This is a genomic window from Amycolatopsis sp. FU40, assembly GCF_021903635.1.
Lineage (GTDB): Bacteria > Actinomycetota > Actinomycetes > Mycobacteriales > Pseudonocardiaceae > Amycolatopsis > Amycolatopsis dendrobii.
The window spans coordinates 6,284,344-6,308,010 of sequence record NZ_CP091381.1 but is presented as its reverse complement, the minus strand read 5'-3'; the positions used below and the strand labels follow the sequence as shown (position 1 = coordinate 6,308,010).

Here is a 23,667-nt window from a genome sequence, read left to right as displayed (position 1 = left end):
GCCCGTCCGCGGCGCGGGTTGGCGACTACCGCATCACCGCACCGCCTTCACCAGGGCGGGCACGAAGACCGACGCGTCGATCGTGCCCCAGCCGCTCGCGATGTCGTAGCCCGGACCGGCCTTGAAGCCTTCGACGTCCCACTGGCTGTTGTCGCCCTTGGTGACGTCGACGATCCCGGCAGCGGCGCCCTGCGGGCCCAGCTTCGAGTACAGCGCCGGGTTGATCTGGCCCAGCCGCCCGTGCTTGGCCTGCACCGCCAGCGCCAGCACCCCGGCGAACAACGGCGCCGACTGCGACGTGCCCTGGACGCCTTCCATGCTGATGTCCGGGTACGCCCGCATCGTGCTGCCGGTGATCTTCTTGACGTGGTTCTGCCAGGACGGCCGCGCGTACGCCTTCGACACGCCCGCACCTTCGCTGAACCCGTTGTCCGCCGCGTTGACGAGGTCGTCCGGCTGGGTGCGGACGCCGTTCGCGTCCAGGTGCAGCTGGGTGCCGCCGAGCGCGGTGACGTTCGGGTCGCTGGCGGGCCAGCTCGCCACGCGGTACGGATACCGGCCGGGGCCTTGCAGGTACGCCCCGGTCGGGCCGTCGTCACCCGACGACGCCACCAGCGTGACGCCCGCCTTGCTCGCCCGCTCCAGCGCCGGGTCGAGGGTCTTGATCGACTCGAACGACGGGAAGTTCTCCTCGGTGGTGCCGAAGCTCATCGAGACCACGTCCGCGATCCGGTGCTCGGTCAGGTAGTCGACGGCGTGCATCATTTCCGGCAGACCGGCGAAGCCCTGGGTCTCGGCGATCGGGGTCGCGGCGACGACGATCTTCGCGCCCGGAGCCATCGCGTGCATCATCGTGACGTCGAGATCGGTCTCCCCGCCCCACGACTGGCAGGCGGCGGTGTCCACGCCAGGATCGGTGCACGCGGGCACCGCGCCGGACGGCTGCAGCACCTCGACGTTCGCCGGCGGCAGACCGTGCTGCCGGGAGTACTCGTCCAGCACCTGCTTGACCTTGTCGTCGCCGAAGGACACCAGCGTGGCCACAGTGGACCCAGCGCCGGTGATGCCCTGGTTCCACAGCTTCGTGGCGTTGTACGCGCCACTTTCCTTCGGCAGCTTGGCCATCGCCGCGTTGAGCCGCGCCACCCGATCCTGCACCGTGGTCGCGCCGACGAACGACTGTGCGGCAGCCGAGAAGTGGTGTCGCGACGGCTGCCGCGGCGGCGTTGGCGCGGCACTGGCCGGTGCCGCCACCACGGTGGCGGCGAGCGCCACGCCCGCCAGCAGGGTCATCGGCCGCCCGAATCGCCGGACGGCTGATTTCACCCGGAACGTCATGCTTTTCTCCTATCGACGCAGGCCAGTGCCCCCACTCTCGGGTACGCGGCCACGGGTGCGACATCGACTTTCGTCGGGCGTTTTCCCGAGTACAGCGGGGAAAGCTGCCCGATGTCCGTAATGTGCCCACTCATCCTGGGGCGATGCCCGGCGAGCGTCATCCGGACTCCTCCTCGGAACCGGGCTGATCTTCCGGACCGGTCCACGCCGGGGGAGCGGGTTGCGCGGCGGAACCCTCGGCCGCGGTGCGCTCCGCCGGACGGCTGCCGCGCAGCAGCCCCCGGACGGTGTCGATGGTGTCGGCCTCGCCGGGATCCTTGTCCGGCCGGTACCGCACCACTCGCGCGAACCGCAGCGCCAGCCCGCCCGGATACCGCGTGCTGACCTGCGCCCCGTCCAGCTCGATCTCGACCACCGTCTCCGGTCGCACGTGGACGGCCCACCGGTCGCGATGCGTCTCGATCTCCTGGAACCGCTCGGTCTGCCAGGCCAGCAACTCGTCGGTGAGGCCCTTGAACGTCTTGCCCACCATGATCGGCGGCCCGCCGTCCGGATCGCGCGCGCCGAGGTGCAGGTTCGATAATTTCCCGGTGCGCCGCCCGTGTCCCCATTCCGCCGCCAGCACCACCAGATCGATGGTGTGCACCGGTTTCACCTTGAGCCACGCGCGCCCGCGCCGCCCGGCCGCGTAGATCGAGTCGAGGTCCTTCACCATCACGCCCTCGTGCCCGGCGTCCATCGCCGCGTCGAGCACCGCCGCGGGCGATTCCGGCCGGATCGAACCGGGGATCACGTGCTCGCCCGCCACCCGGCGCAGCGCCTCGTTGCGTTCGGACAACGGCGCGTCGAGCAGATCGACCCCGTCCAGGTGCAGGCAGTCGAAGAAGTACGGCCGCAGCAGCAACGCCCGCACCTGTTCGTCCCGCGTGCTGCCGAACCGGCTCATCGTCTCCTGGAACGGCCGCGGCCGCCCTTCGTCGGTGAGCGCGAGCGTTTCGCCGTCCAGCACCACCGATTCGCACGGCAGCGCCCGCACCAGTTCGACCAATTCGCCTACGCTGCCGGTGATTTCCCGCAGCGTGCGCGTGTACACGTGCACTTCCGCATCGTGGCGGTGCACTTGGATCCGCGCACCGTCCATTTTGTACTCGACGATCGCGTTCCCGTGCTCTGTCACCGCTTCCTCCAGCGATTCCGCCGGCGACGCGAGCATCGGCCGCACCGGACGGCCCAGCTCCAGTCCGAATTCCGCGAGCGCCGCCGCGCCCCCGGTCAACGCCGCCTGTCCGGTGACCGGCAATCGCCCGGACAGCATGAACGCGCGCCGCACCTGGTCGACTTCCACCTCGGCCGCCGCCGCGACCGCGTCGACCATCACGCCTTCCAGCGCACCCTGCCGCAGCTCCTCGGTGACGAGCCGGAACACGAACTCCTGCTCGGCACGGGTCAGCCGGGAGAACAACGCGGCGAGCGCCTCCGCTCGTCGCTTCACCGAACCCGCACCCGCCGCGGCCGCGACCTCCGTGAGCGCGACGTCGACCTCCGCCACCGAGACGGCAGGGGCAGCCGCGGGTTCGACGGCGAGGTCGGCGAGCGTGCGCCAGCCGGCTCCGAGCCGGTCCTGCGCGGTCTGCCCGGTGAGATACGCGATCACCGCGGGCAGTTCGCCGGGTTCGGCCGCACGCAGCACGGTGGCCAGCACGGCGATTTTCGTTTTCCGTGACCGCGTGGCCGCCAGTTCGGCGGAGGCGGTGACGAGGTCGGTGAACAACACCCGGCCATCATCGCCCCCGCCACCGACAAAAACCCCCGCCCCAGCCTCGACCGGGTGAAAAAGAGCTGGTCAGGCATCCGGACGAGTGCAGTACTGGTCCAGCAGCCCCTGTTTTGTCACACACGGCGTGTACCCTGCGTCCTGCAGTTCCGCCCGCGCCGTGCTGCTGCGCAGGTAGTCGATGAACTGCTTCAGCAGCGAATCGTTCTCCGGCACGCCCTTGGTGTAGAGGTACTCCACCGTCCAGAAGCGATAGCCGGCGTCGATGCTGGTCACATCGGGATAGCGGTCGTCGAGCTTCGCCATCGCGACCCGGCCTTGCACCGCGGCGATCTTGGCCGCGGGCACGTCCGCGTAGCCGATCGCTCCGGGGGTGTCGCCGACGGCGCGCAGCAGTTCGTCGGTCTTGCCGCGTTCGCAGCGCACCACTGTGGCGTGCGGGTCGCGGGTCGGCGTCCGGCAGTCGTCTGAAGACAGTCCCGGCTCGGCCGCGCCCAGCACCTTCTCCTCGAAAGTCTTGCGCGTCCCCGATTCCTGCCCGCGTCCGACGACCCGAATCGGGATCGACGGACCCTCGCGCAGTTGCGCCCAGTCGGTGTACTTCCCGCTGAAGATGCCGCGGACTTGCTCGCCGCTCAACCGGTCGACGCCGACGGCTTTGTTCACTGCCAAGCTGTATACGAGCACCGCGACCGGTTGTGTGACCAGATCCGGCCCGGCGTCGGAAGCTTTACCGTCGGAAAGCACTGCCATGCTGTCCTTTTGTTCCGCGGGCAACGGCCCCAGTTCGCGCACTGCGGACACGCTTCCGTCCGCTTGGGTCGTGATCGTCGCACCGGGACACAGCTTCTGGTACTCGGCAGCGACGCTGTTCATGATCCGCGCGAACGCACTGGATCCGTGCACCGCAAGGGATCCGGTGCCGCAGCCGGGTTCGGAGCCGCGCGATACGGCGACCAGGAGCATGCTCAGCAACGCCCCGGTCAGCAGTACTCCGATCGCTCCCGTGACCACCGGCCACGACAGCCAGCGCTGTTTGCGTTCGTCCTTGATCCGCCCGCCGCTCAGTCGTCCGGTGACGTCCAGTTCCTTGGACAACGGCCCGCCGCGCCAGTCGTCCGGCTCGCGCAGCACGACGACGAGTTTGAACTTTTCCCGTCGCTTCAGCGAAAGCTGTTCAAGGCGGACGCCGTGCCATTGCGGTGCCGCGGCGGCCGGTGTGTCGGATTGCCGCAGCAGCGCGGTCAGCCGCTGCGGCAGCAACGCTCGCACGCCGGACAGTCGCGCGGTTCCGTTTTCCGGCGTAGGCTGATCATGAGTAAAGAATTCAAGTCCGTTCCGGACCACCTCGCGCAACCCGTCCTTGGCGTCGGACACGCGCGCGTCCCACACCACCCGCCTGCCGAAGGTGAACTGCAGCGGGTGTTCCCAGTCGTCGGGGCCGATGTCGAAGCTGCCGGTGTTGCGTATGCGGATCACGACCACGCTGAGCGGTTCCAGCAGCTGCACGGTGCGCACGAGTTCCGGATCCGCTTGCACCGCGCCGTTGTGCGAGTCGCTGAGCGTGACCGGGTTGAGGCCGATCTTGGAGTTGTAGAGCTCCCGGTAGATCACGCGCCTGCGGCGGACGACGTAACGGTCGATGATCGGGGCGAGGATTGTCGCGCCCGCGACGACGGCGATGGGCACCATGCCGCGGCTGGACGTGAGCACGTCGGCGAGTGTTCGCACGATCTCCCCGAAGCTCACGGTCGCCTCCCCCTTGCCGCTCCCGAGAAGGCCAACCCTAAGCGTCAGCCGAGGGACCCCTCCCCGGTGCACCAGGTGTTCACCAGCGGTTCAACCGGCCGACGCGATCCGCTCGACGGCGGCGCGGAGCCGGTCCGGCGGAAGTGCGGCGTACCCGAGCACGAGGCCCGGATATCCGGAGGAGGTATGGGAATAAGTCGACAAGGCCGGGGCGTGCACGCCCGCCGCGGCGAGTTTTTCCTGCAGCCGCACGTCGTCAGTGCCGTCCGGGAGCCGGACGACCAGGTGCAGTCCGGCGGCGATCCCGACCGGCTGCCACTGTGGAAGACGTTGGGTCAGGGCGTCGATAAGCGCGTCACGACGAGCGCGATACAGCCGTCGAGTGCGGCGCAGATGCCGGTCGTAACCGCCGGTGGCGATCAGGTGCGCGAGCGCGGCTTGCGGGAGCGGCGGACAGCCGAGGTCGTGCATTTCCTTGACCCGGGCCACGGCGTCGCGCAATCGTCGCGGCGGAATGAGCCAGCCGATCCGCAGCGCTGGCGCGAGTACTTTGCTGACGCTGCCGATGTACGCGACGTGGTCCGGTGCGAGCGCGCGCATCGCGCCCAGCGCGGGACGGTCGTAGCGATGCTCGGCGTCGTAGTCGTCTTCGAGGATCAGCCCGCCGGTTTCCGCCGCCCAGGACAGCAGCTGCCGACGGCGTTCCGGATGCAACGCGACGCCGAGCGGGAACTGGTGCGCAGCGGTCACCAACACAACGGAACAGTCTGAAGTGGACAGTGCATCGGCGTTGATGCCCTTGTCGTCGACCGGGATTCCGACTGGGGCGAGTCCGTGGTCGCGCAGCAGGTTCGCTTGGCCGTGGTGGCTCGGGTCTTCGACGGCGATGCGCTGGTCCGGCAAGGCGTCGGCCAGCAACGACAACGCTTCCGCGGCTCCGCTGGTGATCACGATGTCGTCCGGATTCGTCGGCAACGCCCGGACGCGTCCGAGGTAGGCGGCCAGTTCCGCACGCAAGGCCGGATGGCCGGTCGGGTCCGGGTAGCCGAGACCGAGGTCGGGCGTCGCGTTCAGGGCTTCTCGTTCGGCGGCAAGCCATTCGGCCCGGGGGAACGCCGACAACGCGGGCAGTCCGGGACGCAGGTCGAACTCCCAGGTCGGCTGTTTCGCCGCACTGACCCGGGGATTCGGCGCAGCACCGTCGATCGGCGCGACGCGAGTGCCCGACCCGTGCTTGCTCAGCAGGTAGCCCTCTGCGGTGAGCTGCTCGTACAAGGCGGTGACGGTGCCGCGAGCGACCCCGAGCTGGCGCGCGAGATCGCGGCTCGACGGCAGCCGGGTGCCGACCGCCAGCCGTCCGGTGCGGATCGCGTCGCGCAACGCGGCTTCGACGGAGCGGCCCCGGCGTCCTCCGGTGGCGGCGGGCAGGAGCAACTCGCGGATGGTTTCCACGGGCACGACAGTACGGCGAAGTGGTCCAATTAGACCAGGGTGGAGTGGTCCTTCTGAATAGACCACTCGCCGCTGAAGACTGAGCGGCGTGAAACGGTCGATGGTGCTTTCAGGGGTGGCCGGCGCGGTGCTGGTCGGCGGATCGGTGCCGGTCACCGGCATGCTGGACGGATATCCGGTGATCACCGGGCAGGCGTTGCGGTACGCGCTCGGCGGCCTTCTGCTGCTGGGCTGGGCGAAGGTCACGCGCAGTCCGCTGCCGCGGCCGAAACTGGGCGATCTGCCGACCCTGCTCGGCCTCGCCGCGACCGGGATGATCGGGTTCCAGGCCTGTCTGCTGCTGGCGCAGCGCTACGCGGAACCCAGTGCGGTAGCGGCGTTTCTGGGGGCCAGTCCGCTCGTGCTCGCGTTGCTCGCCCCGCTGCTCGACGGTCGCCGTCCGTCCGCTGCTCCGGTTCTCGGGTCGGTGCTCGCCGGGCTCGGCATCGTGGTGCTGTCCGGCGGCGGATCCGCTTCCGCGCCAGGACTGCTGCTGGCTGCGCTGGCGATGTTGTGCGAGGCGTCGTTCACCCTGCTCGCGGTGGGATTGCTGCGCCGGCTCGGGCCGTTGGCGACCTCGACGTGGGGCTGTTTCACGGCTGCGGCAAGCGGTTCCGTGGTCGGGACGGTGGTCGATCCGGCGGGAGCCTGGCGGTGGCCGGACGCGCGCGAACTCGTCGCGTTGCTGTTGCTGGCGGTCGTGGTGACCGCAGTGGCTTTCGTGCTCTGGTACAGCTGTGTCGTCGACTTGGGCGCGGACCGGGCGGGCGTGTTGATCGGGCTGATGCCGGTATCCGGACTGGCGGTCGCGGTGTTGATTGGTGCGCAGCAGTTCGAGCTGAAGGATCTGGCCGGCGTCACCCTGGTCGCCGCGGGAGTCGCATGTGGACTGTGGAAACGCGAAGCGGCTCGCCCGGAATTGTCCGAACGAGCCGCTGCGACTGGCTGAACGCTACTTGCCGCCGCGCGCCATCCGCAGCACGTCGAGTGCCTCGTCCAGCTGCGCTTCGGTGAGCTTGCCGTCGCGGACGTACCCGCGCTCCAGCACGACCTCGCGAATCGTCTTGAGCTCCTTGAGCGCCTGCTTCGCCACCGCGGCCGCTTCCTCGTAGCCGATGTACTTGTTGAGCGGCGTGACGATCGACGGCGACCCCTCGGCGTACTGCCGCGCGCGCTCGACGTTCGCGGTGACCCCGGCGAACACCTTGTCCGCCAGCAACCGCGAGACAGCAGCGAGCAGCCGCGCCGACTCGAGCACGTTGCGCGCGATGACCGGCAGGTTCACGTTGAGCTGGAAGTTGCCCGCCGCACCGGCGAACGCGACCGCCGCGTCGTTGCCGACGACCTGCGCGACGACCTGCAGCGTCGCCTCCGGGATGACCGGGTTGACCTTGCCCGGCATGATCGACGAACCCGGCTGGAGGTCCGGCAGCGCCAGCTCGGCCAAGCCGGTGCGCGGGCCGGAACCCAGCCAGCGCAGGTCGTTCGCGATCTTGTTCAGCGACACCGCGACCGTACGCAAGTGCCCGGACGTTTCGACCACGCTGTCCTGCGTCGCCTGCGCCTCGAAGTGGTTGCGTGCCTCGGTGAGCGGCAACCCAGTGATCTGCGCCAATTCGGCCGACACAGCCGCGCCGAAGCCGTCGGGCGCGTTCAGGCCGGAGCCGACCGCGGTGCCGCCGATCGGCAGTTCGCCCAGCCTCGGCAGACCGGACTGCAGCCGCTCGATGCCGAACCGGATCTGCGCGGCCCACGCGCCCGCCTCCTGGCCGAGCGTGATCGGCACGGCGTCCATCAGGTGCGTGCGGCCGGACTTGACGACGTCCTGCCAGTCCTGCGCGCGCGCCTCGATCGCGCCGGCGAGGTGCTCAAGCGCCGGGACGACGTCGGTGAGGACGGCCTCGGTGGCGGCGACGTGGATCGTCGTCGGGAACGTGTCGTTGGACGACTGCGAGGCGTTGACGTGGTCGTTCGGGTGCACGTCGCGGCCGAGCGCGCGAGTGGCCAGCGTCGCGATGACCTCGTTCGCGTTCATGTTGGACGACGTGCCCGAGCCGGTCTGGAAGACGTCGATCGGGAAGTGCGCGTCGTGCTTGCCCTCGGCGACCTCGTCCGCGGCCTTCGCGATCGCGTCGGCGACGTCGGCGTCCAGGACGCCGAGGCGCGCGTTCACGCGGGCGGCGGCGGCCTTCAACAGGCCCAGCGCGCGGATCTGGGCGCGCTCGAGACCGCGGCCGGAGATGGGGAAGTTCTCGACGGCACGCTGGGTCTGCGCGCGGTAGAGCGCGTCGACCGGGACGCGGACCTCACCCATCGTGTCGTGTTCGATCCGGTATTCCTGTTCAGCCATACCCCCGATTCTGGCCCCGTTTCGCGCAACCGGCCGGGTGTTGTCGCCCACCCCGGTACGCTCGGTTGTGTTCTCGATCACCGCCACCCACCACTGGCATGGAGCGAGCCTCATGGATTACGACCTCGTCGTCATCGGAGCCGGTCCCACCGGCCTCTTCGCCGCCTACTACGCGGGATTCCGCGGCCTGTCGATGGCCGTAGTCGATTCACTGCCCGAACCGGGCGGCCAGGTCACCGCGATGTATCCGGAGAAGATGATCTACGACGTCGGCGGGTTCCCCGCGGTCCGCGGCCGGGATCTCGTGCAGGGACTGGTGGACCAGGCCGCGCCGTGGAAGCCGGACTACCTGCTCGGCCGCAAGGCGGAGAAGCTGGAGAGCGTCGACGGCGGTCTCGAACTGACCCTCGACGGCGGCGACGTCCTGCGCGCGGGCGCGGTCCTGATCACGGCGGGAATCGGCGAGTTCACGCCCCGTCCGCTGCCCGCCGGAGACGGCTGGCTAGGCCGCGGGATGGTCCATTTCGTCCCGACGCTCGCTGCCCACGCCGGACAGCACGTCGTCGTGGTCGGCGGCGGGGATTCGGCGTTCGACTGGTGCCTGGCGCTGCATCCGGTCGCGGCGAGCGTGACGCTCGTGCACCGCCGCGCGAAGTTCCGGGCCGCGGAATCGATCGTGCGGCAGGTGCGGGAGCTGGGCGTGCGGCTGGTCACGGACGCTGAGGTGGCCCGGTTTGTCGAAGCCCCGGACGGTTCGCTGGCTGCGGTCGACGTGACGGTGAAGGGCGGCGCGGACGAGCAGCTGCGCGCGGACGCTGTGGTCGCGGCGTTGGGGTTCACCGCGGATTTGGGGCCGATCGAAAGCTGGGGACTGGAAATCGATCACCGCGCGATTGCGGTGGACTCGACGATGGCGACGGCCCGGCCCCGCGTTTACGCGGCGGGCGACGTGGCGGCGTATCCGGGGAAGGTGAAGCTGATCGCGACGGGATTCGGGGAGGCGGCTACGGCGGTGAACAATATCGCGGTGGCGTTGAATCCCGAGGCGCATTTGTTCCCCGGGCATTCGAGCAACGTCGAGTGAATCAGCCGGTTTTCTCCGCGAGCCAAGGCTGATACGCCACCGCCGAGGTCGCGATCGACGGAGCCGATCCGCACGTCGACGAGCGGTTGCCCGGGCGGCTGACCATGCCGGCCAGCAGCCACCGGTCGCCGTCGCGGATCAGTTCCGGACCGCCGGAATCGCCGTAGCACGAACCGGATCCGCCGGGGCTTTCCGTGCACAGCTCGGAGGTTCCGTCGAACGTCGCCGGGCATTTCGCGCCCGGCACCAGGTGTGTGTCGAGCTGGCGCAGCGTCTTCGAGACCGGGCCGCAGTTCGGCGTCGCGCACGTCTGGCCCCAGCCGATCACCCGGACCGCCGTGCCCGGCGACGCCGAACCGCCGATCGCGATCGGCGCGGCCTTCACCGGCGCGGTCAGCCGGATCAGGCCGACGTCGCCGGTTTGCGTTTCGGCGTTGAAATGCGGGTGCAGCACGAATTCCGCCGCTTTCGGAGTTTCCCCGCCCTCGTCCGCGTCGTTGCTGCCGACGCGCAACCCGATCGTCGCCGGGTCCTTCGCGGACAGGCAGTGCGCCGCGGTGACCACCCAAGTCGGCGTGATCAGCGAGCCGCCGCAGAACAGCGCGCCGCCCGAGGTGTGCAGGGACACCGCGAACGGGTACGGCTGGTCCGCATCGGTCCCGCCGACGATCGAAGAGCCCGCCGAAGCGGTGCCCGCGCTGAGCACGACTCCGGTGAGGACAGTCAGCACCAGCGCGAACAGCCGTTTCGGCACCGGGAAACTCCTTGGCAGATCAGGGCAGCGGAGGCACCGCGCGCTCGTCCTCGTCGAGGTCGAGGTTGCCGTCGAAGTTGACGGACGAGTACGCCCGCAGCTTCTCGAGCCGGTGGTAGCCGTCGATCATTCTGACCGTCCCCGACTTGGACCGCATGACGATCGACTGCGTCGTCGCGCCGCCCGCCCGATAGTGGACGCCGCGCAGCAGGTCGCCGTCGGTGACGCCGGTCGCGCAGAAGAACACGTTGTCGCCGGTGACCAGGTCGTCGTTGAGCAGGATCCGGTCAAGGTCGTGGCCCGCGGCGAGCGCCTTCTCGCGCTCCGCGTCGTCCTTCGGCCACAGCCTGCCCTGCAGTTCGCCGCCGAGGCACTTCATCGCGCACGCGGCGATGATGCCCTCGGGCGTGCCGCCGATGCCGAGCAGCATGTCGACGCCGGTGGTCGGCCGGGCCGCGGCGATCGCGCCGGCGACGTCGCCGTCCGAAATGAACCGGATCCGGGCTCCCGCCTCGCGGACCTCTTTGACCAGCTGTTCATGCCGCGGCCGGTCGAGGATGCAGACCGTCACGTCGCTGACGCTGGAGTTCTTCGCCTTCGCCACCCGCCGGATGTTCTCCGCGACCGGGGCGGAGATGTCCACCTTGCCCGCCGCGTCCGGGCCGACGGCCAGCTTCTCCATGTAGAACACCGCGGACGGGTCGAACATCGCGCCGCGCTCGGCGACCGCGAGCACGGCCAGCGCGTTCGGCATGCCCTTCGCCATGAGCGTGGTGCCGTCGACCGGGTCGACCGCGACGTCGCAGTCCGGGCCGTCGCCGTTGCCGACCTCTTCGCCGTTGAACAGCATCGGCGCTTCGTCCTTCTCGCCCTCGCCGATGACGACGACGCCGCGCATCGAGACGGTGGAGACGAGCTGGCGCATCGCGTCGACGGCCGCCCCGTCGCCGCCGATCTTGTCGCCTCGGCCGACCCAGCGGCCGGCGGCCATCGCGGCTGCCTCGGTCACCCGCACCAGTTCCATGGCGAGGTTGCGATCAGGCGCTTCGCGTCGGCTGCGGTCACTGGCGGTGGTCATGGTGGCCTCCCGGAACACGGTTCGTCAGCGGGTGCCCAGTCTGTCAGATCCCGGAACCACCTGACCGATTCAGCCACGCATGGTGCACGTCACTCTGCGTCGTCGGTCTCCACCGAGGCCAGCGCGGCCTCGATCCGCTCGCGGGCGCCTTCCAGATGCCGTTCGCACACCTTGGCGAGCTGCTCGCCCTTCTCCCAGAGCTCAAGCGACTGCTCCAGGGAAAGCCCGCCGGCTTCCAGCTCCTTCACCACCTCGACGAGCTGATCGCGGGCTTGCTCGTAACCGAGTCCGGCGGTGTCTGCTTCGCTCACGTTCTCCGACCTTGTGGTGCACGGGGCTGTCGGCGCAGACTACCGCGTTCGGCCGACATTCCGGGGAGGGTCAGTCTCCGAGACTCAGCTGCCAGCCGTTGCGCTTGGCGTCATCCGCGTCCTTCCACATCGTGCCGCGGTGGTCGTTGCCGAAATGCACGCCGTAACGCTCGGCGCTGGGGACATCGGTGAATTCGAAGGTGAAGGTCCGCACCCAGACGCCGTCGACGATGTCGGACGCACCTCCGCTGCGATGCAAAGCGGTGGTGGCTACGACTCGGCCAGTCTCGTCTACGAGGGTCACTTGCGCGCCTTCACCGAAACTGGTTGCGGATCTGTGCCCGGGTCGGCTGTCATCGTCCTGTCCCGCTCTCTTCGTCGTGAATGAGCGAATAGACGTGTTGATCAGTCAGCTGTTACATCGGGTGACCTGCCGCTGGATCCCGATCGAGCAGCCGCTAACGAGGTGAACGCGCTCGCCGCGGGCAAGCGACCACCGCGCTGGCCATCGCATGGTCGTATCCGACGAAAGCCAGTGCGAACTCCTGCCCGTCACCGTCCGCGATGGCGTCCTCGAGGTTTTCCTGCGCGCTCGCCACGCGTCGCCGATGCCCGGTCCCTTCGGCGAACCACCACCGGACGCCGACGTGCTCGGACGTCGCCTCGGACAGCCGCCTGAGCTGCGGTGCCAGCCCGCGCCTGGCCGCGGTACCGCAGCCGGCGAGCAGGGCCGTCCAGCATTCGTCGGCGGCCCGGTCGGTGACCAGGGCCTGCCGCAGGAGGAGACCGGCGTTGAGCCGAGCGGCGGCGTCCACCGTGAGCGGGAGGAACGCCGGGGCCCGGTGCATCACGGCCGGTCTCCTTCCGGTGCGGGTGTCGTCGGCTCGACGGACTCGGCCACCGCGTGGACCGCCCCGTCGGCGACCCGTACGCGCAACTGCGCTCCGTCCTCGATCTGGGAGACGGAGCGGAGCACGTGGAGGTTGCCTGTGGAATCCGTGAACTGGACGACGGCGTATCCGCGCTCCATCGTGGCCGCCGGGCCGAGCGCGGCCAGCTTGCCCCGCGCGTTCGCGACTTCGGCCTGATCCTTGGCGAGCAGGCTGAGCATCGCGCGACGGCCGCGTTCGCGGTGCATCTCGACGTCGCTGAGGCGGCGTTCGATCGGGCCCAGCGGATCGGCGAGCGACGGACGGCTGCGCAGCTGGGTCAGCAGCCGCGTCTCCCGGTCGACCCAGCCGTGCAGTGCGCGACGGCCGCGGTCGCGCATCTGCCGCACCCGCGCGGTCTCCTCGCGGACGTCCGGCACGATGCGCTTGCTCGCGTCGGTCGGAGTGGAGCAGCGCAGGTCGGCGACGTGGTCGAGCAGCGGAGTGTCCGGCTCGTGCCCGATCGCGCTGACGATCGGCGTGCCCGCGGCCGCGACCGCCCGGCACAGCGCTTCGTCGGAGAACGGCAGCAGGTCCTCGACGCTGCCGCCGCCGCGGGCGATGACGATCACGTCGACGTCCGGGTCTTTGTCCAAAATGGACAGTGCGCGAAGGATTTGCGGGACCGCCTGCGAACCCTGCACGGCGGTGTTCAGCACCTTGAACAACACGTGCGGCCAGCGTGCTTGCGCGTTCGCCAGCACGTCCCGCTCAGCCGCCGACGCGCGTCCGGTGATCAGTCCGATTCCCTTGGGCAGAAAGGGAATCGGCCGCTTCCGTTCGCGGGCGAACATGCCTTCGGCGGCCAGCAGCTTGCGCAGCCGTTCGATCCGCGCGAGCAGTTCGCCGATGCCGACCGCGCGGATCTGGTCCGCGCGCAGGCTCAGCGTGCCACGGCCGAAGAAGAACGACGGCTTGGCATGGATGACTACGCGGTCGCCTTCGCGCAGCGGCGTCGGCAGTTCACGCACCAGCCACATCGGACAGGTCACGGACATCGAGACGTCCGCGGACGGGTCGCGCAGGGTCAGGAACGCGGTCTGCGTGCCGGGCCGCGCGTTCATCTGCGTGACCTGGCCTTCGACCCAGACGTCGCCGAGCCGGTGGACCCAGTCGCCGATCTTGCGCGCGACGGTGCGGACCGGCCACGGGTTCTCCGCGCTGGTGGCGGGGTCGTTGCTCACTGGCCTTCCGCGGGGTCGCCCGGCTGTTCCTCCGCCTTGCGCGCGTTGCCGATCCGCCGCGCGAGCATGCCGACGAACGACGCGCGGTCGGCGTTGGCCTTCTCGTACTCCAGCAGTTCTTCCAGCTGCGGCACGGTCAGCCGGCGCAGCCGGGCGCGCAGCTGCGGCAGGGTCAGCTCGTCGTAATTGCCGAGCCCGGCCGGGCCGGAGCTGTCGTTCTCGCCCTCGGGGTGCTCCTCGGCGAGCGCACGGGTCTCCTCGACCCACGGATCGTCGATGGTTTCCGCGGCGAGGTCCGGTGGTTGCGTCCGGTGGCCGTTGGTACGCGGCTCGGGCAGGTCGTCGACCGGCACGAGCGTGGGCCGGGACGGGGCGAACTCGGGTTCGGCGTCCTCGTCGAACGTGGCCCAGCTGGGCGTGTCTTCGACCGGGCGCAGCATCGACAGCGCGTCGTCGCCCTTGATGGCCAGCTCGGTGACCTGCTGCTGGACGCGCATGGACAGCTGCAGCACCTGGCTGACAACGGTGACCGGCAGGCCGGTGAGCTGCTTCGGGAGCTCACGAACCCGCTCGGCGGTGGTGACGGCGAGGCCCGCGGCGACCCGGAGGGGGAGCGGGAGTGGCTTCATGGGTCCAGCGTGCCGCATCAGCGCTGTTCTGCCCAACCGAACGGGTGGCCAGAGGCGCCGGACGTGACGCCCGGCACAGCCTGAATGGCCGCCGCCATCATCCGAACGAGGACTTCAACCCCGGATCGGCACTGCCCGTACCCTGGAGGCATGACTTCTGCGAGTCCCGGAACCGAACCCGCCGGTACCCCGACGATTTCCCGGTCCGGCGCCGCCAAACGCGTGCTGCTCGCGAAGCCGCGCGGGTATTGCGCAGGCGTTGACCGCGCGGTCGTCGCCGTCGAGAAGGCGCTCGAGCTGTACGGGCCGCCGGTGTACGTGCGCAAGGAAATCGTGCACAACCGGCACGTCGTCGAGACCCTGCGCGAACGCGGCGTGATTTTCGTCGACGAGACGTCCGAGGTGCCCGAGGGCGCGCTCGTGGTGTTCTCCGCGCACGGCGTCTCGCCGGCGGTGCACGCCGAGGCCGCCGAGCGGAACCTGCGCACCATCGACGCGACCTGCCCGCTCGTCACCAAGGTCCACAAAGAGGTCAACCGCTTCGCCAAGGACGACTACGACATCCTCCTCATCGGTCACGAAGGCCACGAGGAGGTCGAGGGCACGGCTGGCGAGGCACCGGACAAGGTGCAGCTGGTCGACAAGCCCGAGGATGTCGACAAGGTCGACGTGCGCGATCCGTCGAAGGTGATCTGGCTGTCGCAGACCACGCTGTCGGTGGACGAGACGATGGAGCGCGTCGACCAGCTGCGCGACCGCTTCCCGACCTTGGCCGACCCGCCCAGCGACGACATTTGTTACGCCACCACCAACCGTCAGGTCGCGGTCAAGGCGATGGCCCCGGAATGCGATCTGGTGCTGGTCGTCGGCTCGAAGAACTCGTCGAACTCGAAGCGGCTGGTGGAGGTCGCGCTGAAGGCCGGCGCGTCGGCTTCGCATCTGATCGACTTCGCTTCGGAGGTCGACGAGGCGTGGCTGGAAGGCGTGTCGACGGTCGGGGTCACGTCGGGGGCCTCGGTGCCGGACGTGTTGGTGATGGACCTGCTGAAGTGGCTCGCCGAGCGCGGGTACGGACAGGTGGACGAGGTGACCACGGCGAACGAGAAGATCGCGTTCGCGTTGCCCAAGGAGCTTCGGAAGGCTGCTAAGTCGGAGTCCTGAGGCTTGGTTGCCGCTTGCCTTGCCGCGGACTTTCGTTAGGTGCCTTGCGGTATTGGGCGAGGTGTCTGGAGCGCGCCGCCTGTATCGCGGAGTCGTGAGAACTGATCCGCACTCGACGGGCTTGACTGCTGTGCCGTATTTCGTGCTGAGCCACGGCTCGGGACAATCCCTTTAGCCGCAACGAAAAGGCCGCCGACCCCCAGCGCGGGGATCGGCGGCCTTTCTCGTTTGCCTTGCGTTGCCTGGACTTGGGGGCTCGGTCAGTCCTCGCCTTGTCGTCCAGTTACGACGCGCTCGGTCAGCCCTCGTCTTCCCAAGGACGCTGACGGCGCGGCGGTTCCCGGCGAGGCGGCCGCGGACGCCCAGGCGGCGGCTCGTCCCCACGTGGCCGACGACGCGGCGGCGGTGCGTCACCCCGCGGATCGCGACGGCGAGGGTCGCCCTCCGGCGGCCGCGGACGACGCCCCTCCGGCGGCGGCTTGCGGCCGCCTCGCGGAGCGTTCGGGTCCATCGGCTCGCGCCGCGGACGGGCACCCGGCTCACCAGGCGGCCGCGGCCGTCGCGGCGGCGGAGCGTCGAGATCCCGATCCCGCGGCGGACGGCGCCGGTTGCCCGGAGGCGGCGTTTGACCAGACTGGCCAGCACGACCGGCGGGCGGCCGCGAGCGCGGACGGTTGGCGGCCTTGTCGTCGTCCTCGTCCCGAGTGCGCGGAAGCTTGCCGTCCTTGATCTTGACCGGCGCGTCCGGGTCGCGTTCGCGGTAGATGCGGAAGAAGCCGAACAGCAGCGTGACACCGGTGGTGACCGCCATTGTCGGGAAGCCCTTGATCAGCGGCGTCCCGATGTTGAGCAGCTTCGACAGAGTGTCGCTGGCTTCCGGACCCCCGCCGGTCAGCAGCACCACACCCGGCACGGTGACGGCGAGCACCAGCGGCGGCTGCACCATCGGACCGAACAGCCCGCGTCTTTGCACCGCGCCGACCGCGATCACGGCCCCGAGGAAGTAGCCCGCCTTGAAAACAAAACCGAGGCTGCCGGTGGACTTCTCGTCGATGATGGCGCCGAGCACTGCCAAGCCGAAGCCCACGAGCACAGCCGCCCACCAGGGCAGGCCGCGCCTCGTGCCGACGACGAGACGCTCGTCCCACGGCACGGGGGCGTCATCGGCATCGGGATCGCTCTGGCGATCGCGTATCGCGGTCACGAGGCACACCGTAGCCCGTACTTGTCACGATCTTGTTGGCACTGCCGAGGACAGCATGAAGCAGCCACTCGACCGCATGACATTTCGTACGGTCGAGCGGTACCCGCGGTACGGCCTGCCCGCACCGCTCCGCCGGACGGGGAACCAGTGGACCAGACCTCTGACCAGCGGTGATACCGACGGTATGGTCCAGCTGCCCGTTTCCCGGCCCTGCGCTGACCCCAGGCTATGCCACCAGCCGCCGCCCGCGACGGCGGCGCCACCGGTCCTGTTCCGGAACATTCGCCGTTCTGGAACTTGACCGGGAATTGACGTTCCCGTGAGCCGCCTGAGCGTCCGGATCCTGCCCGCGCGACGTCGGAACCATGCCCTTTCGCTCGCTCCGGAGGCAGTGTCCAACCTGGACTTCGCCGTTCGTTCCGGGCAATCCGGACTTCGGTGCCTGTCCCGTCCGACCTGCGCCGCCGCACCCGGCCGAGAGCCGCGGCCGGACGCTCTCGGCATCGGCAGGCCACGACCGCGCGGACCGCAGCATCGCCTTGACCGCCCGACACATGTTCACGGATCACCGCTCACCGGGACGGCGCTCAGTTGGCCGCGGGCACTCGCCACATCACCGCTCACGGCAACGTCCGAGCGAGACCGCGCTCTCCACGCTAGACCGCAGGGCGTCCGAACCAGAGCGCGCCAGGACGCCCGGCGGGTCCCGCAGCCAAGCTCACGCCCGCCAGACTGCGCCGAACCCGCTCGCATCGTCGAAGCTCGCCCATCGGATCGCGCGCTCCGCGTCGAGAGCACCACCCTCGCCCGCCGGATGGCGCTCCGCGTCGAGAGCACCACCCTTGCCCGCCGGATCGCACCACCGAGGCCCACGGCCGACCGCCCGCGCCGTCTTGGCTTGCTCCGCCAGACCGCGCCGCAGGGCTCGTTGCGCCAGACCGCGCCGCAGGGCTCGTTGCGCCGGACCGGGCCCGCCTAGGATCGCGCTGCCGGACCGGGGACCCAGTCTCCTGCCGCCAACCTGTGCCACCGCGCCTGCGCCCACTGAAGGCGCGGACGTCGCGTCGCCAGACTGGCTATCCGAAACCTCGCCCCACCCAACAGCGCTGTCAGGCCTCAAGCATCAGCCCACTTCCGGTGATCGCAAGGGCCGTAGTCCCGGCGGCAACAAGCCACGTTCCAGACCCGTCCCGCACGAGGATGCCGTCGATCATCCGATCGCGACTGTCGAGCCCGCGGCCATCGCGCCGCGACCTCAACCAGCTGCCACCTCGTCTCCCTTCCGAAGCTGCGGCACCGGCGCCGGACTGCCTGACGCGTCGGTGAGCGGCGCGACCGTCGCACGGAACGACTCCAGTGCCTCAAGTTCCCGGCGGCGGGCCGAGACGAAGCGCTGCAGGTGCGTGGAGGACAGGTTCAGCGCCTCCACTGCATTGCCCGCGGCTCGGTGCGCGGCGGCGGCGCCCTCGCGCACTTGCTCGACGTCTTCGACGAGAGCCCGGTCGCTGGCAGCGAACAGCGCTGCCGACGCGAGCACCCCGAATCCCGTGGGGCCGCACAGGAAGACGCGGCGGTCGATCAGCCAGCGCAGCAGTTCGGGGTCGGTGTCGAGCGCGGCGACCACGGCCGCGTCGGACGGAACGAACATGATGGTTCCGTAGATCGCGTCCGCCCAGCGCTGGTAGCCCTTGCCCGCCAGCTCCGCCGCGCGGGAGCGCAGCTGCCGGACGTGGACGCGCAGCGCGTCGAGCCGTTCTTCCGGATCGTCGGTCTCGACCGCCTCCGCCCAGATGGCCATGCTCGCCTTCGCGTCGACCGGCACCGCCCGGCCGCCGCCGACATTCAGCACCAGGTCGGGCTTCGCGCTTCCGCCGCCGCCCAAATCGGTCTGCAGGGTGAAGTGCAGTCCCTCCCGCAGTCCGAGTGCGCGCGCGGTTTCCACAAGCACCTGTTCGCCGAGTTCGCCGCGGCCGTGGATCGACGCGAACGCGACCTCGTACCGGCGCAATGCGAGCTGCTGCTGGTCGCCTTTCGCGCGCTCCGCCGCCACGAGCCGCGCGGCCGCGTCGGCGCGGCGCATTCCGTCGTTGTACAGCCGCCACAGCGCGACAACCGCGACGCACAGGAGCAGCGCGAGCACGACGGCCGCGGTGGTGATCACCGTCTCCACCCGGTCCTCCTCTCCGTCGGGTCCGGCGGGTGTCCGGACGCGAGACATCATGGCGGACCCCACCGACAAAAACCGGCACCCGCGGTCGCGCTGCGTAGCTGACCTGCGACTTTCCAAATTCGAGGCTGGGCGTGTCCGCAGTGGACCTGATCGGCTTCGTACACACGTTCGAGTGGGGTGTCGGCGTGCCTCCCGGATTTCGTCGGGGTCTGCTCCTAACGTGGTCGCCGTGAGAGTCCTCCATACGTCTGACTGGCACATCGGCCGCACGTTCCACGGCGCCGATCTGCTTACCGAACAGGAGGCCGCCCTCACGCACATCGCCGAACTCGTCGACCGCGAGTCGGTCGACGTCGTGGTGGTGGCCGGTGACATCTATGACCGAGCGGTGCCGTCCGCCGAAGCTGTCCGCGTCGCCACGGCCGCGATGACCCGGATCCGCCGGGCAGGCGCGGAACTCGTGGTCACGCCCGGCAACCATGATTCGGCCGCGCGACTGGGCGCGTTCGCCGAATTCGCGGCGGCGGGCGGCCTGCACGTCCGCGCGACCGTCGAAGGCATCGCGGAACCCGTTGTGCTGCAAGACGAACACGGCGCGGTCGCGTTCTACGGCATCCCGTATCTCGAACCCGAGCCGTCGCGGCACGCGCTGGGCGTGCCGGAGGCGCGCGGCCACACCGGCGTGCTCGGCGAGGCGATGCGGCGGGTGCGGGACGACCTGGCCAGTCGTCCGGGAACTCGATCCGTAGTGCTGGCACACGCATTCGTCACCGGCGGCGAGGCCAGCGAATCGGAACGCACCATCGCGGTGGGCGGAGTCGAGCAGGTTCCCGGCTCGGTGTTCGACGGCGTGGACTACGTCGCGCTCGGGCACCTGCACGGACCGCAGACGCTCGCGGAACACCTCCGGTACTCGGGGAGCCCGCTGGCGTACTCGTTTTCCGAATCGCGGCAACGGAAATCGGTGTGGTTCGTGGATCTCGACGCGGCCGGCCTGGCCGAGGTCCGCCGGCACGAGTTGCCGGTGCCGCGGCCGCTCGCGACGCTCTCCGGCGAGCTCGCCGGTTTGCTCGAAGACCCGGAACACGAGCAATGGCGCGAGCATTTCCTTTCGATCACGGTCACGGATCGAGTGCGCCCGATCGACGCGATGCGGTTGCTGCAGGACCGTTTTCCCTATGCAGTGCACATGGATTGGCGGCCCGACGGCGGGGTCGCCGGCACCGAACTGAAGTACGCCGAGGCGGTGCGCGGGCGCAGCGACATCGAGATCGCGCGCAGCTTCCTCGACGATTGCCGTGGTGCTCCGCCGACCGAACGCGAGGAGCGGCTCGTGCACCTGGCGCTCGAAGCGGCGAACCGGGCGGCGGTGGAGAAACTGTGAGACTGCATCTGCTGGAGGTAGAAGCCTTCGGCCCCTACGCGGGGCGGGAGGTGGTGGACTTCGACGCCTTGGGCACCGACGGTCTCTTCCTTCTCCACGGCGACACCGGAGCGGGCAAAACCACGCTGCTCGACGCGATCGCGTTCGCGTTGTTCGGCGTGGTGCCGGGCGCGCGCGGCGACGTCAAGCGGTTGCGGTGCGATCTCGCCGAACCGGATTCGCAGACGGAGGTCGTGCTGGAGCTGACCGTGCAGGGTCAGCGGTTGCGGATCGTGCGCAGCCCGGAGTACCAGCGGCCGAAGAAACGCGGCGACGGATTCACCACGCAGCAGGCGCGCGTTTCGCTGACCTGGGTCGGCGAACCGCCCGCCGGGCTGCCGCCGGACGGGAGCATCCGCATCGACGAGGTGGCGCGCACCGTCGAGCGGCTGCTGGGCATGACGGCACCGCAGTTCTTCCAGGTCGTGTTGCTGCCGCAAGGAGAATTCGCGAAGTTCCTCCGCAGTGACACCACGGAGCGCGAGAAGCTGCTGGAACGGCTTTTCGGCACCGAACGGTTCTCCGATGTCGAACGCTGGTTCGCGGACCTTCGCGCGGAACGCGGCCGTGCGCTGGAAAAGCGGCAGCAGGAGGTCCGCGAGTTGCTCGCCCGCTACGCTCAGGAGGCGCAGCAGGAACCGCCGGAGGAAAAGCAGCCGGAGTGGGTCGAGGCTGTGCTGGCCGAAGTCGCCGCCCGGGCCGAGGCGGCGGAAACCGAGGCAGCGCAAGCACGTTCGGCGGCGAAGTCCGCTGAGGTCGCGCTGCGCGAAGCGGAAGAGGACGCGGACAAGATCCGCCGGGTCCGCACCGCGCACACCCGGCTGACGCAGATCGCCGAACAGGCGACCGAACGTGCTGAGTGGACGGAAGAAATCGCGGCGGCTCGGCGCGCTGCCGCGGTGGTTCCCGAGACCGAGTTGATGGACCGGCGCACGGCCGAACTCGGCGATGCACAGGTGCTGGTGGCCGACCGGATCCGAGATCTCGCCGACCTCGGTTTCGACGCGGTCGGGCTCGCGGTCGCGGACCTGCGCGAGCGTGCGGGATCCGTGCGCGAGGAGGCGGGTGCTCTCGCCGAGCTGGCCGCGGAAGCCGACCAGCAGAAGAAGGACGAGCAACGCCGTGCGGAGCGGCAAAAAGCCGTCGAGAAAGCCGCCGGGCAAGTTGCTGGGCTCGCGGAGCGGTTGACCGAGCTGCCCGGTCGGATTGCCGCTGCGCGTACCGAAGCGACGGTAGCCGGAGAAGCAGCGGCGAAGCTGGACGGCGCGAAAGCCCGCGTCGAAGAGCTGACGGTACTCACTCGTGCGGCCGAGGAGTTGCCGCCAGCTGAAGCCAGAGTCGAGCGCGGAGAAGCGAAACTGCGCGAAGTGGTCGACGAGCATCAGGCGGCTCGGCAACGCCGGCTCGATCTCCGCGAAGGGCGTCTCGACGGCATGGCAGCAGAGCTGGCTGCTGGCTTGGCCGAGGGAACGGCGTGCCCGGTGTGCGGGTCGGCCGAACATCCGGCACCGGCGAACCATGACGCACCACTGGTGGACGCGGCCGAAGAACGTGCTGCGGAAGAAGCCGAGCAGAAGGCGTCGGCGTTGCGCCAGCGAGTGGTGTCCGCGTTGGAGGAGGCCAAGGCGCGGGTTGTCTCCCTGCGCGAACGGTTGGACGGACGCACCGCGGAGGAGATCGCGACCGAGCTGACCGAAGCCCGGGCACTCGTCGCGGAACTCTCCGGGAAGGCACAGCGCAAGGACCAACTGAACGCGAAGGTCGCCGAACTGGAGCGCGGCGCTGAGCAGTTGGCCGAACAGCGGCGCCTCGCCGAGCAGACGGTCACCGAGGCGAACGGCGAGATCCGGGCGTTGGACGAGCGAATGGCCGAACGCGAGCAGCGGCTGGTCGCGGGCCGGGGAGAGTTCCCGGACGTTCCCGCGAGGCGGCAGCATCTGCTCACGTTCGCCGGCGCGCTCGACTTGGCGGCGGAGGCGCACACCGCGGTGTCCGGAGCGGAGGCCCGGCTCGCGGAGCAACGGGATCTGGTGGAAATCTCGTTGCATGCCAAGGGGTTCTCGACCCTGGAGGAAATGCGCGCCGCCGTCCGGACCGACGAGCAGATCACGAAGCTCGAACAGGGCCTTGCCGAGGCGGAAGCGACCGCCGCCGGTGCGCGGGAGATGCTCGCGCAACCGGAACTGTTCGGGATCTCGCCGGACGATGCGGTGGACGTCGCGCCGCTGGCCGAGCGGGCGAAGGAGACGCGGGCTCGCGCGGACACCGCTTTCGCCGCGCAGCAAGCGGTTTCGGCGCAGCACCGCGAACTGGTCAAGCTGGCCGGGCGGTTGAGCAAAGCGCTGGCGGAGCTGGCGCCGTTGGAGGAGGAACACGCCGAACTCCGGGCGCTGTCCGAAGTGGTCAATGGACGAGGGCAGAACGCGCGGAAGATGTCGCTGCGCTCGTATGTCCTGGCTGCTCGGCTGGAAGAGGTCGCGCTCGCGGCGACCGCGCGACTGCGAACCATGAGCCAAGGCCGCTACTCGTTCGTGCACTCGGACGCGGCCGGTGCACGCGGCACGAGGGGCGGCCTCGGCCTCGACGTGCTGGACGACTACTCCGGCGCGGTGCGCCCAGCGAAAACGCTGTCGGGCGGCGAGTCGTTCCTCGCGTCGCTCTCGCTCGCACTGGGCCTGGCCGATGTGGTGGCAGGCGAAACCGGCGGCGCGCTGCTCGACACCCTCTTCGTGGACGAGGGTTTCGGCACCCTGGACGCCGAAACGCTCGACGTGGTGATGAGCATCCTCGACGAACTCCGCGCCGGCGGCCGCGTGGTGGGCTTGGTGTCGCACGTCGAGGAACTCCGCCAGCGCATCCCCACGCGGCTGCGGGTGCGGAAGTCCCGCACCGGGTCGAGAGTGGAGTTGCAAATGGCCTGACGAGAGCAGGCCTGGTGCCTCGACCTCGCTCGCCGCGTCGGCCAACCCGGCCCAGCGGCCCGGCCCGGCGAACCCCGGCCCAGCCGACGGGCGAACTCGACCCGACCGAGCCAATCC

The 23,667-nt window shown here is 69.8% G+C and carries 19 protein-coding genes; 5 read left to right on the top strand and 14 right to left on the bottom strand.

Annotated features, from left to right (window positions below; genetic code table 11):
- Nucleotides 1-33: 33 nt before the first annotated feature.
- From L3Q65_RS29485 to L3Q65_RS29470, 4 genes are all read right to left on the bottom strand, one after another.
- Nucleotides 34-1,338, bottom strand: coding sequence for a S8 family serine peptidase (locus L3Q65_RS29485; protein WP_237597200.1), 1,305 nt, complete (start codon nucleotides 1,336-1,338; stop codon nucleotides 34-36).
- Between the two features lie 157 nt (nucleotides 1,339-1,495).
- Nucleotides 1,496-3,112: an ATP-dependent DNA ligase gene (locus L3Q65_RS29480; protein WP_237597199.1), complete on the bottom strand. Its 1,617-nt coding sequence runs from the start codon at nucleotides 3,110-3,112 to the stop codon at nucleotides 1,496-1,498.
- 69 nt (nucleotides 3,113-3,181) lie between these two features.
- The gene (locus L3Q65_RS29475; RefSeq protein ID WP_182889941.1) at nucleotides 3,182-4,861 is read right to left on the bottom strand and encodes a PstS family phosphate ABC transporter substrate-binding protein; all 1,680 of its coding nucleotides are present in this window, start codon (nucleotides 4,859-4,861) and stop codon (nucleotides 3,182-3,184) included.
- 90 nt (nucleotides 4,862-4,951) lie between these two features.
- A complete protein-coding gene (locus tag L3Q65_RS29470; RefSeq protein WP_237597198.1) occupies nucleotides 4,952-6,313 on the bottom strand; it encodes a PLP-dependent aminotransferase family protein in 1,362 nt (453 codons plus the stop codon).
- An 88-nt stretch (nucleotides 6,314-6,401) separates the two neighbouring features.
- Here L3Q65_RS29470 and L3Q65_RS29465 point away from each other — a divergent pair, with 88 nt between their 5' ends.
- A complete protein-coding gene (locus L3Q65_RS29465) occupies nucleotides 6,402-7,301 on the top strand; it encodes a DMT family transporter (RefSeq protein WP_237597197.1) in 900 nt (299 codons plus the stop codon).
- 3 nt (nucleotides 7,302-7,304) lie between these two features.
- Here the strand turns inward: L3Q65_RS29465 and L3Q65_RS29460 are convergent, their stop codons facing one another.
- On the bottom strand, nucleotides 7,305-8,702 hold the full coding sequence (locus L3Q65_RS29460) for a class II fumarate hydratase (protein ID WP_237597196.1): 1,398 nt from the start codon (nucleotides 8,700-8,702) through the stop codon (nucleotides 7,305-7,307).
- Nucleotides 8,703-8,814: 112 nt separating this feature from the next.
- On the opposite strand from L3Q65_RS29460, the gene L3Q65_RS29455 reads away from it, so the two are divergent.
- Nucleotides 8,815-9,786: an NAD(P)/FAD-dependent oxidoreductase gene (locus L3Q65_RS29455; RefSeq protein WP_182889944.1), complete on the top strand. Its 972-nt coding sequence runs from the start codon at nucleotides 8,815-8,817 to the stop codon at nucleotides 9,784-9,786.
- A gap of 1 nt (nucleotide 9,787) precedes the next feature.
- Here the strand turns inward: L3Q65_RS29455 and L3Q65_RS29450 are convergent, their stop codons facing one another.
- The 7 genes from L3Q65_RS29450 to L3Q65_RS29420 form a co-directional block, all read right to left on the bottom strand.
- Entirely contained in the window at nucleotides 9,788-10,540 is a 753-nt protein-coding gene (locus tag L3Q65_RS29450; RefSeq protein WP_237597195.1) for a trypsin-like serine protease, read from the bottom strand.
- Nucleotides 10,541-10,559: 19 nt separating this feature from the next.
- Nucleotides 10,560-11,618 (bottom strand): class II fructose-bisphosphatase, encoded by a 1,059-nt coding sequence (glpX, locus tag L3Q65_RS29445; RefSeq protein WP_043828132.1) that lies wholly within the window; start codon nucleotides 11,616-11,618, stop codon nucleotides 10,560-10,562.
- Nucleotides 11,619-11,707: 89 nt separating this feature from the next.
- Nucleotides 11,708-11,929, bottom strand: a complete 222-nt coding sequence (locus tag L3Q65_RS29440; protein ID WP_182889946.1) for an exodeoxyribonuclease VII small subunit — start codon at nucleotides 11,927-11,929, stop codon at nucleotides 11,708-11,710.
- Nucleotides 11,930-11,999: 70 nt separating this feature from the next.
- A complete protein-coding gene (locus L3Q65_RS29435; protein WP_237597194.1) occupies nucleotides 12,000-12,233 on the bottom strand; it encodes a hypothetical protein in 234 nt (77 codons plus the stop codon).
- Nucleotides 12,234-12,387: 154 nt separating this feature from the next.
- Nucleotides 12,388-12,777: a hypothetical protein gene (locus tag L3Q65_RS29430; protein ID WP_182890252.1), complete on the bottom strand. Its 390-nt coding sequence runs from the start codon at nucleotides 12,775-12,777 to the stop codon at nucleotides 12,388-12,390.
- The gene (gene xseA, locus L3Q65_RS29425) at nucleotides 12,777-14,042 is read right to left on the bottom strand and encodes an exodeoxyribonuclease VII large subunit (protein ID WP_237597193.1); all 1,266 of its coding nucleotides are present in this window, start codon (nucleotides 14,040-14,042) and stop codon (nucleotides 12,777-12,779) included. Before xseA ends, L3Q65_RS29430 begins: the two co-directional genes overlap by 1 nt.
- Nucleotides 14,039-14,671: a lipid droplet-associated protein gene (locus L3Q65_RS29420; protein ID WP_182889949.1), complete on the bottom strand. Its 633-nt coding sequence runs from the start codon at nucleotides 14,669-14,671 to the stop codon at nucleotides 14,039-14,041. The genes xseA and L3Q65_RS29420 overlap by 4 nt, the downstream gene beginning before the upstream one ends.
- A gap of 150 nt (nucleotides 14,672-14,821) precedes the next feature.
- On the opposite strand from L3Q65_RS29420, the gene L3Q65_RS29415 reads away from it, so the two are divergent.
- A complete protein-coding gene (locus L3Q65_RS29415) occupies nucleotides 14,822-15,832 on the top strand; it encodes a 4-hydroxy-3-methylbut-2-enyl diphosphate reductase (protein WP_182889950.1) in 1,011 nt (336 codons plus the stop codon).
- A gap of 298 nt (nucleotides 15,833-16,130) precedes the next feature.
- On the opposite strand, the gene L3Q65_RS29410 is transcribed toward L3Q65_RS29415, so the two are convergent.
- A complete protein-coding gene (locus L3Q65_RS29410; protein WP_182889951.1) occupies nucleotides 16,131-17,036 on the bottom strand; it encodes a DUF6542 domain-containing protein in 906 nt (301 codons plus the stop codon).
- A gap of 1,255 nt (nucleotides 17,037-18,291) precedes the next feature.
- Nucleotides 18,292-19,206, bottom strand: a complete 915-nt coding sequence (gene rmuC / locus L3Q65_RS29405; RefSeq protein ID WP_237597192.1) for a DNA recombination protein RmuC — start codon at nucleotides 19,204-19,206, stop codon at nucleotides 18,292-18,294.
- A 229-nt stretch (nucleotides 19,207-19,435) separates the two neighbouring features.
- Between rmuC and L3Q65_RS29400 the strand changes: the two genes are divergently transcribed.
- Together L3Q65_RS29400 and L3Q65_RS29395 are read left to right on the top strand one after the other, a co-directional pair.
- The gene (locus L3Q65_RS29400; protein ID WP_237597191.1) at nucleotides 19,436-20,590 is read left to right on the top strand and encodes an exonuclease SbcCD subunit D; all 1,155 of its coding nucleotides are present in this window, start codon (nucleotides 19,436-19,438) and stop codon (nucleotides 20,588-20,590) included.
- Nucleotides 20,587-23,550 (top strand): AAA family ATPase, encoded by a 2,964-nt coding sequence (locus L3Q65_RS29395; protein WP_237597190.1) that lies wholly within the window; start codon nucleotides 20,587-20,589, stop codon nucleotides 23,548-23,550. The genes L3Q65_RS29400 and L3Q65_RS29395 overlap by 4 nt, the downstream gene beginning before the upstream one ends.
- Nucleotides 23,551-23,667: the final 117 nt, after the last annotated feature.

Coding starts and splice junctions, on each gene's coding strand:
- L3Q65_RS29485 (WP_237597200.1), bottom strand. CDS start 1,338: ATGACGTTCCGGGTGAAATCAGCCGTCCGGCGATTCGGGCGGCCGATG.
- L3Q65_RS29460 (WP_237597196.1), bottom strand. CDS start 8,702: ATGGCTGAACAGGAATACCGGATCGAACACGACACGATGGGTGAGGTC.
- L3Q65_RS29455 (WP_182889944.1), top strand. CDS start 8,815: ATGGATTACGACCTCGTCGTCATCGGAGCCGGTCCCACCGGCCTCTTC.
- glpX (WP_043828132.1), bottom strand. CDS start 11,618: ATGACCACCGCCAGTGACCGCAGCCGACGCGAAGCGCCTGATCGCAAC.
- L3Q65_RS29430 (WP_182890252.1), bottom strand. CDS start 12,777: ATGCACCGGGCCCCGGCGTTCCTCCCGCTCACGGTGGACGCCGCCGCT.
- L3Q65_RS29420 (WP_182889949.1), bottom strand. CDS start 14,671: ATGAAGCCACTCCCGCTCCCCCTCCGGGTCGCCGCGGGCCTCGCCGTC.
- L3Q65_RS29415 (WP_182889950.1), top strand. CDS start 14,822: ATGACTTCTGCGAGTCCCGGAACCGAACCCGCCGGTACCCCGACGATT.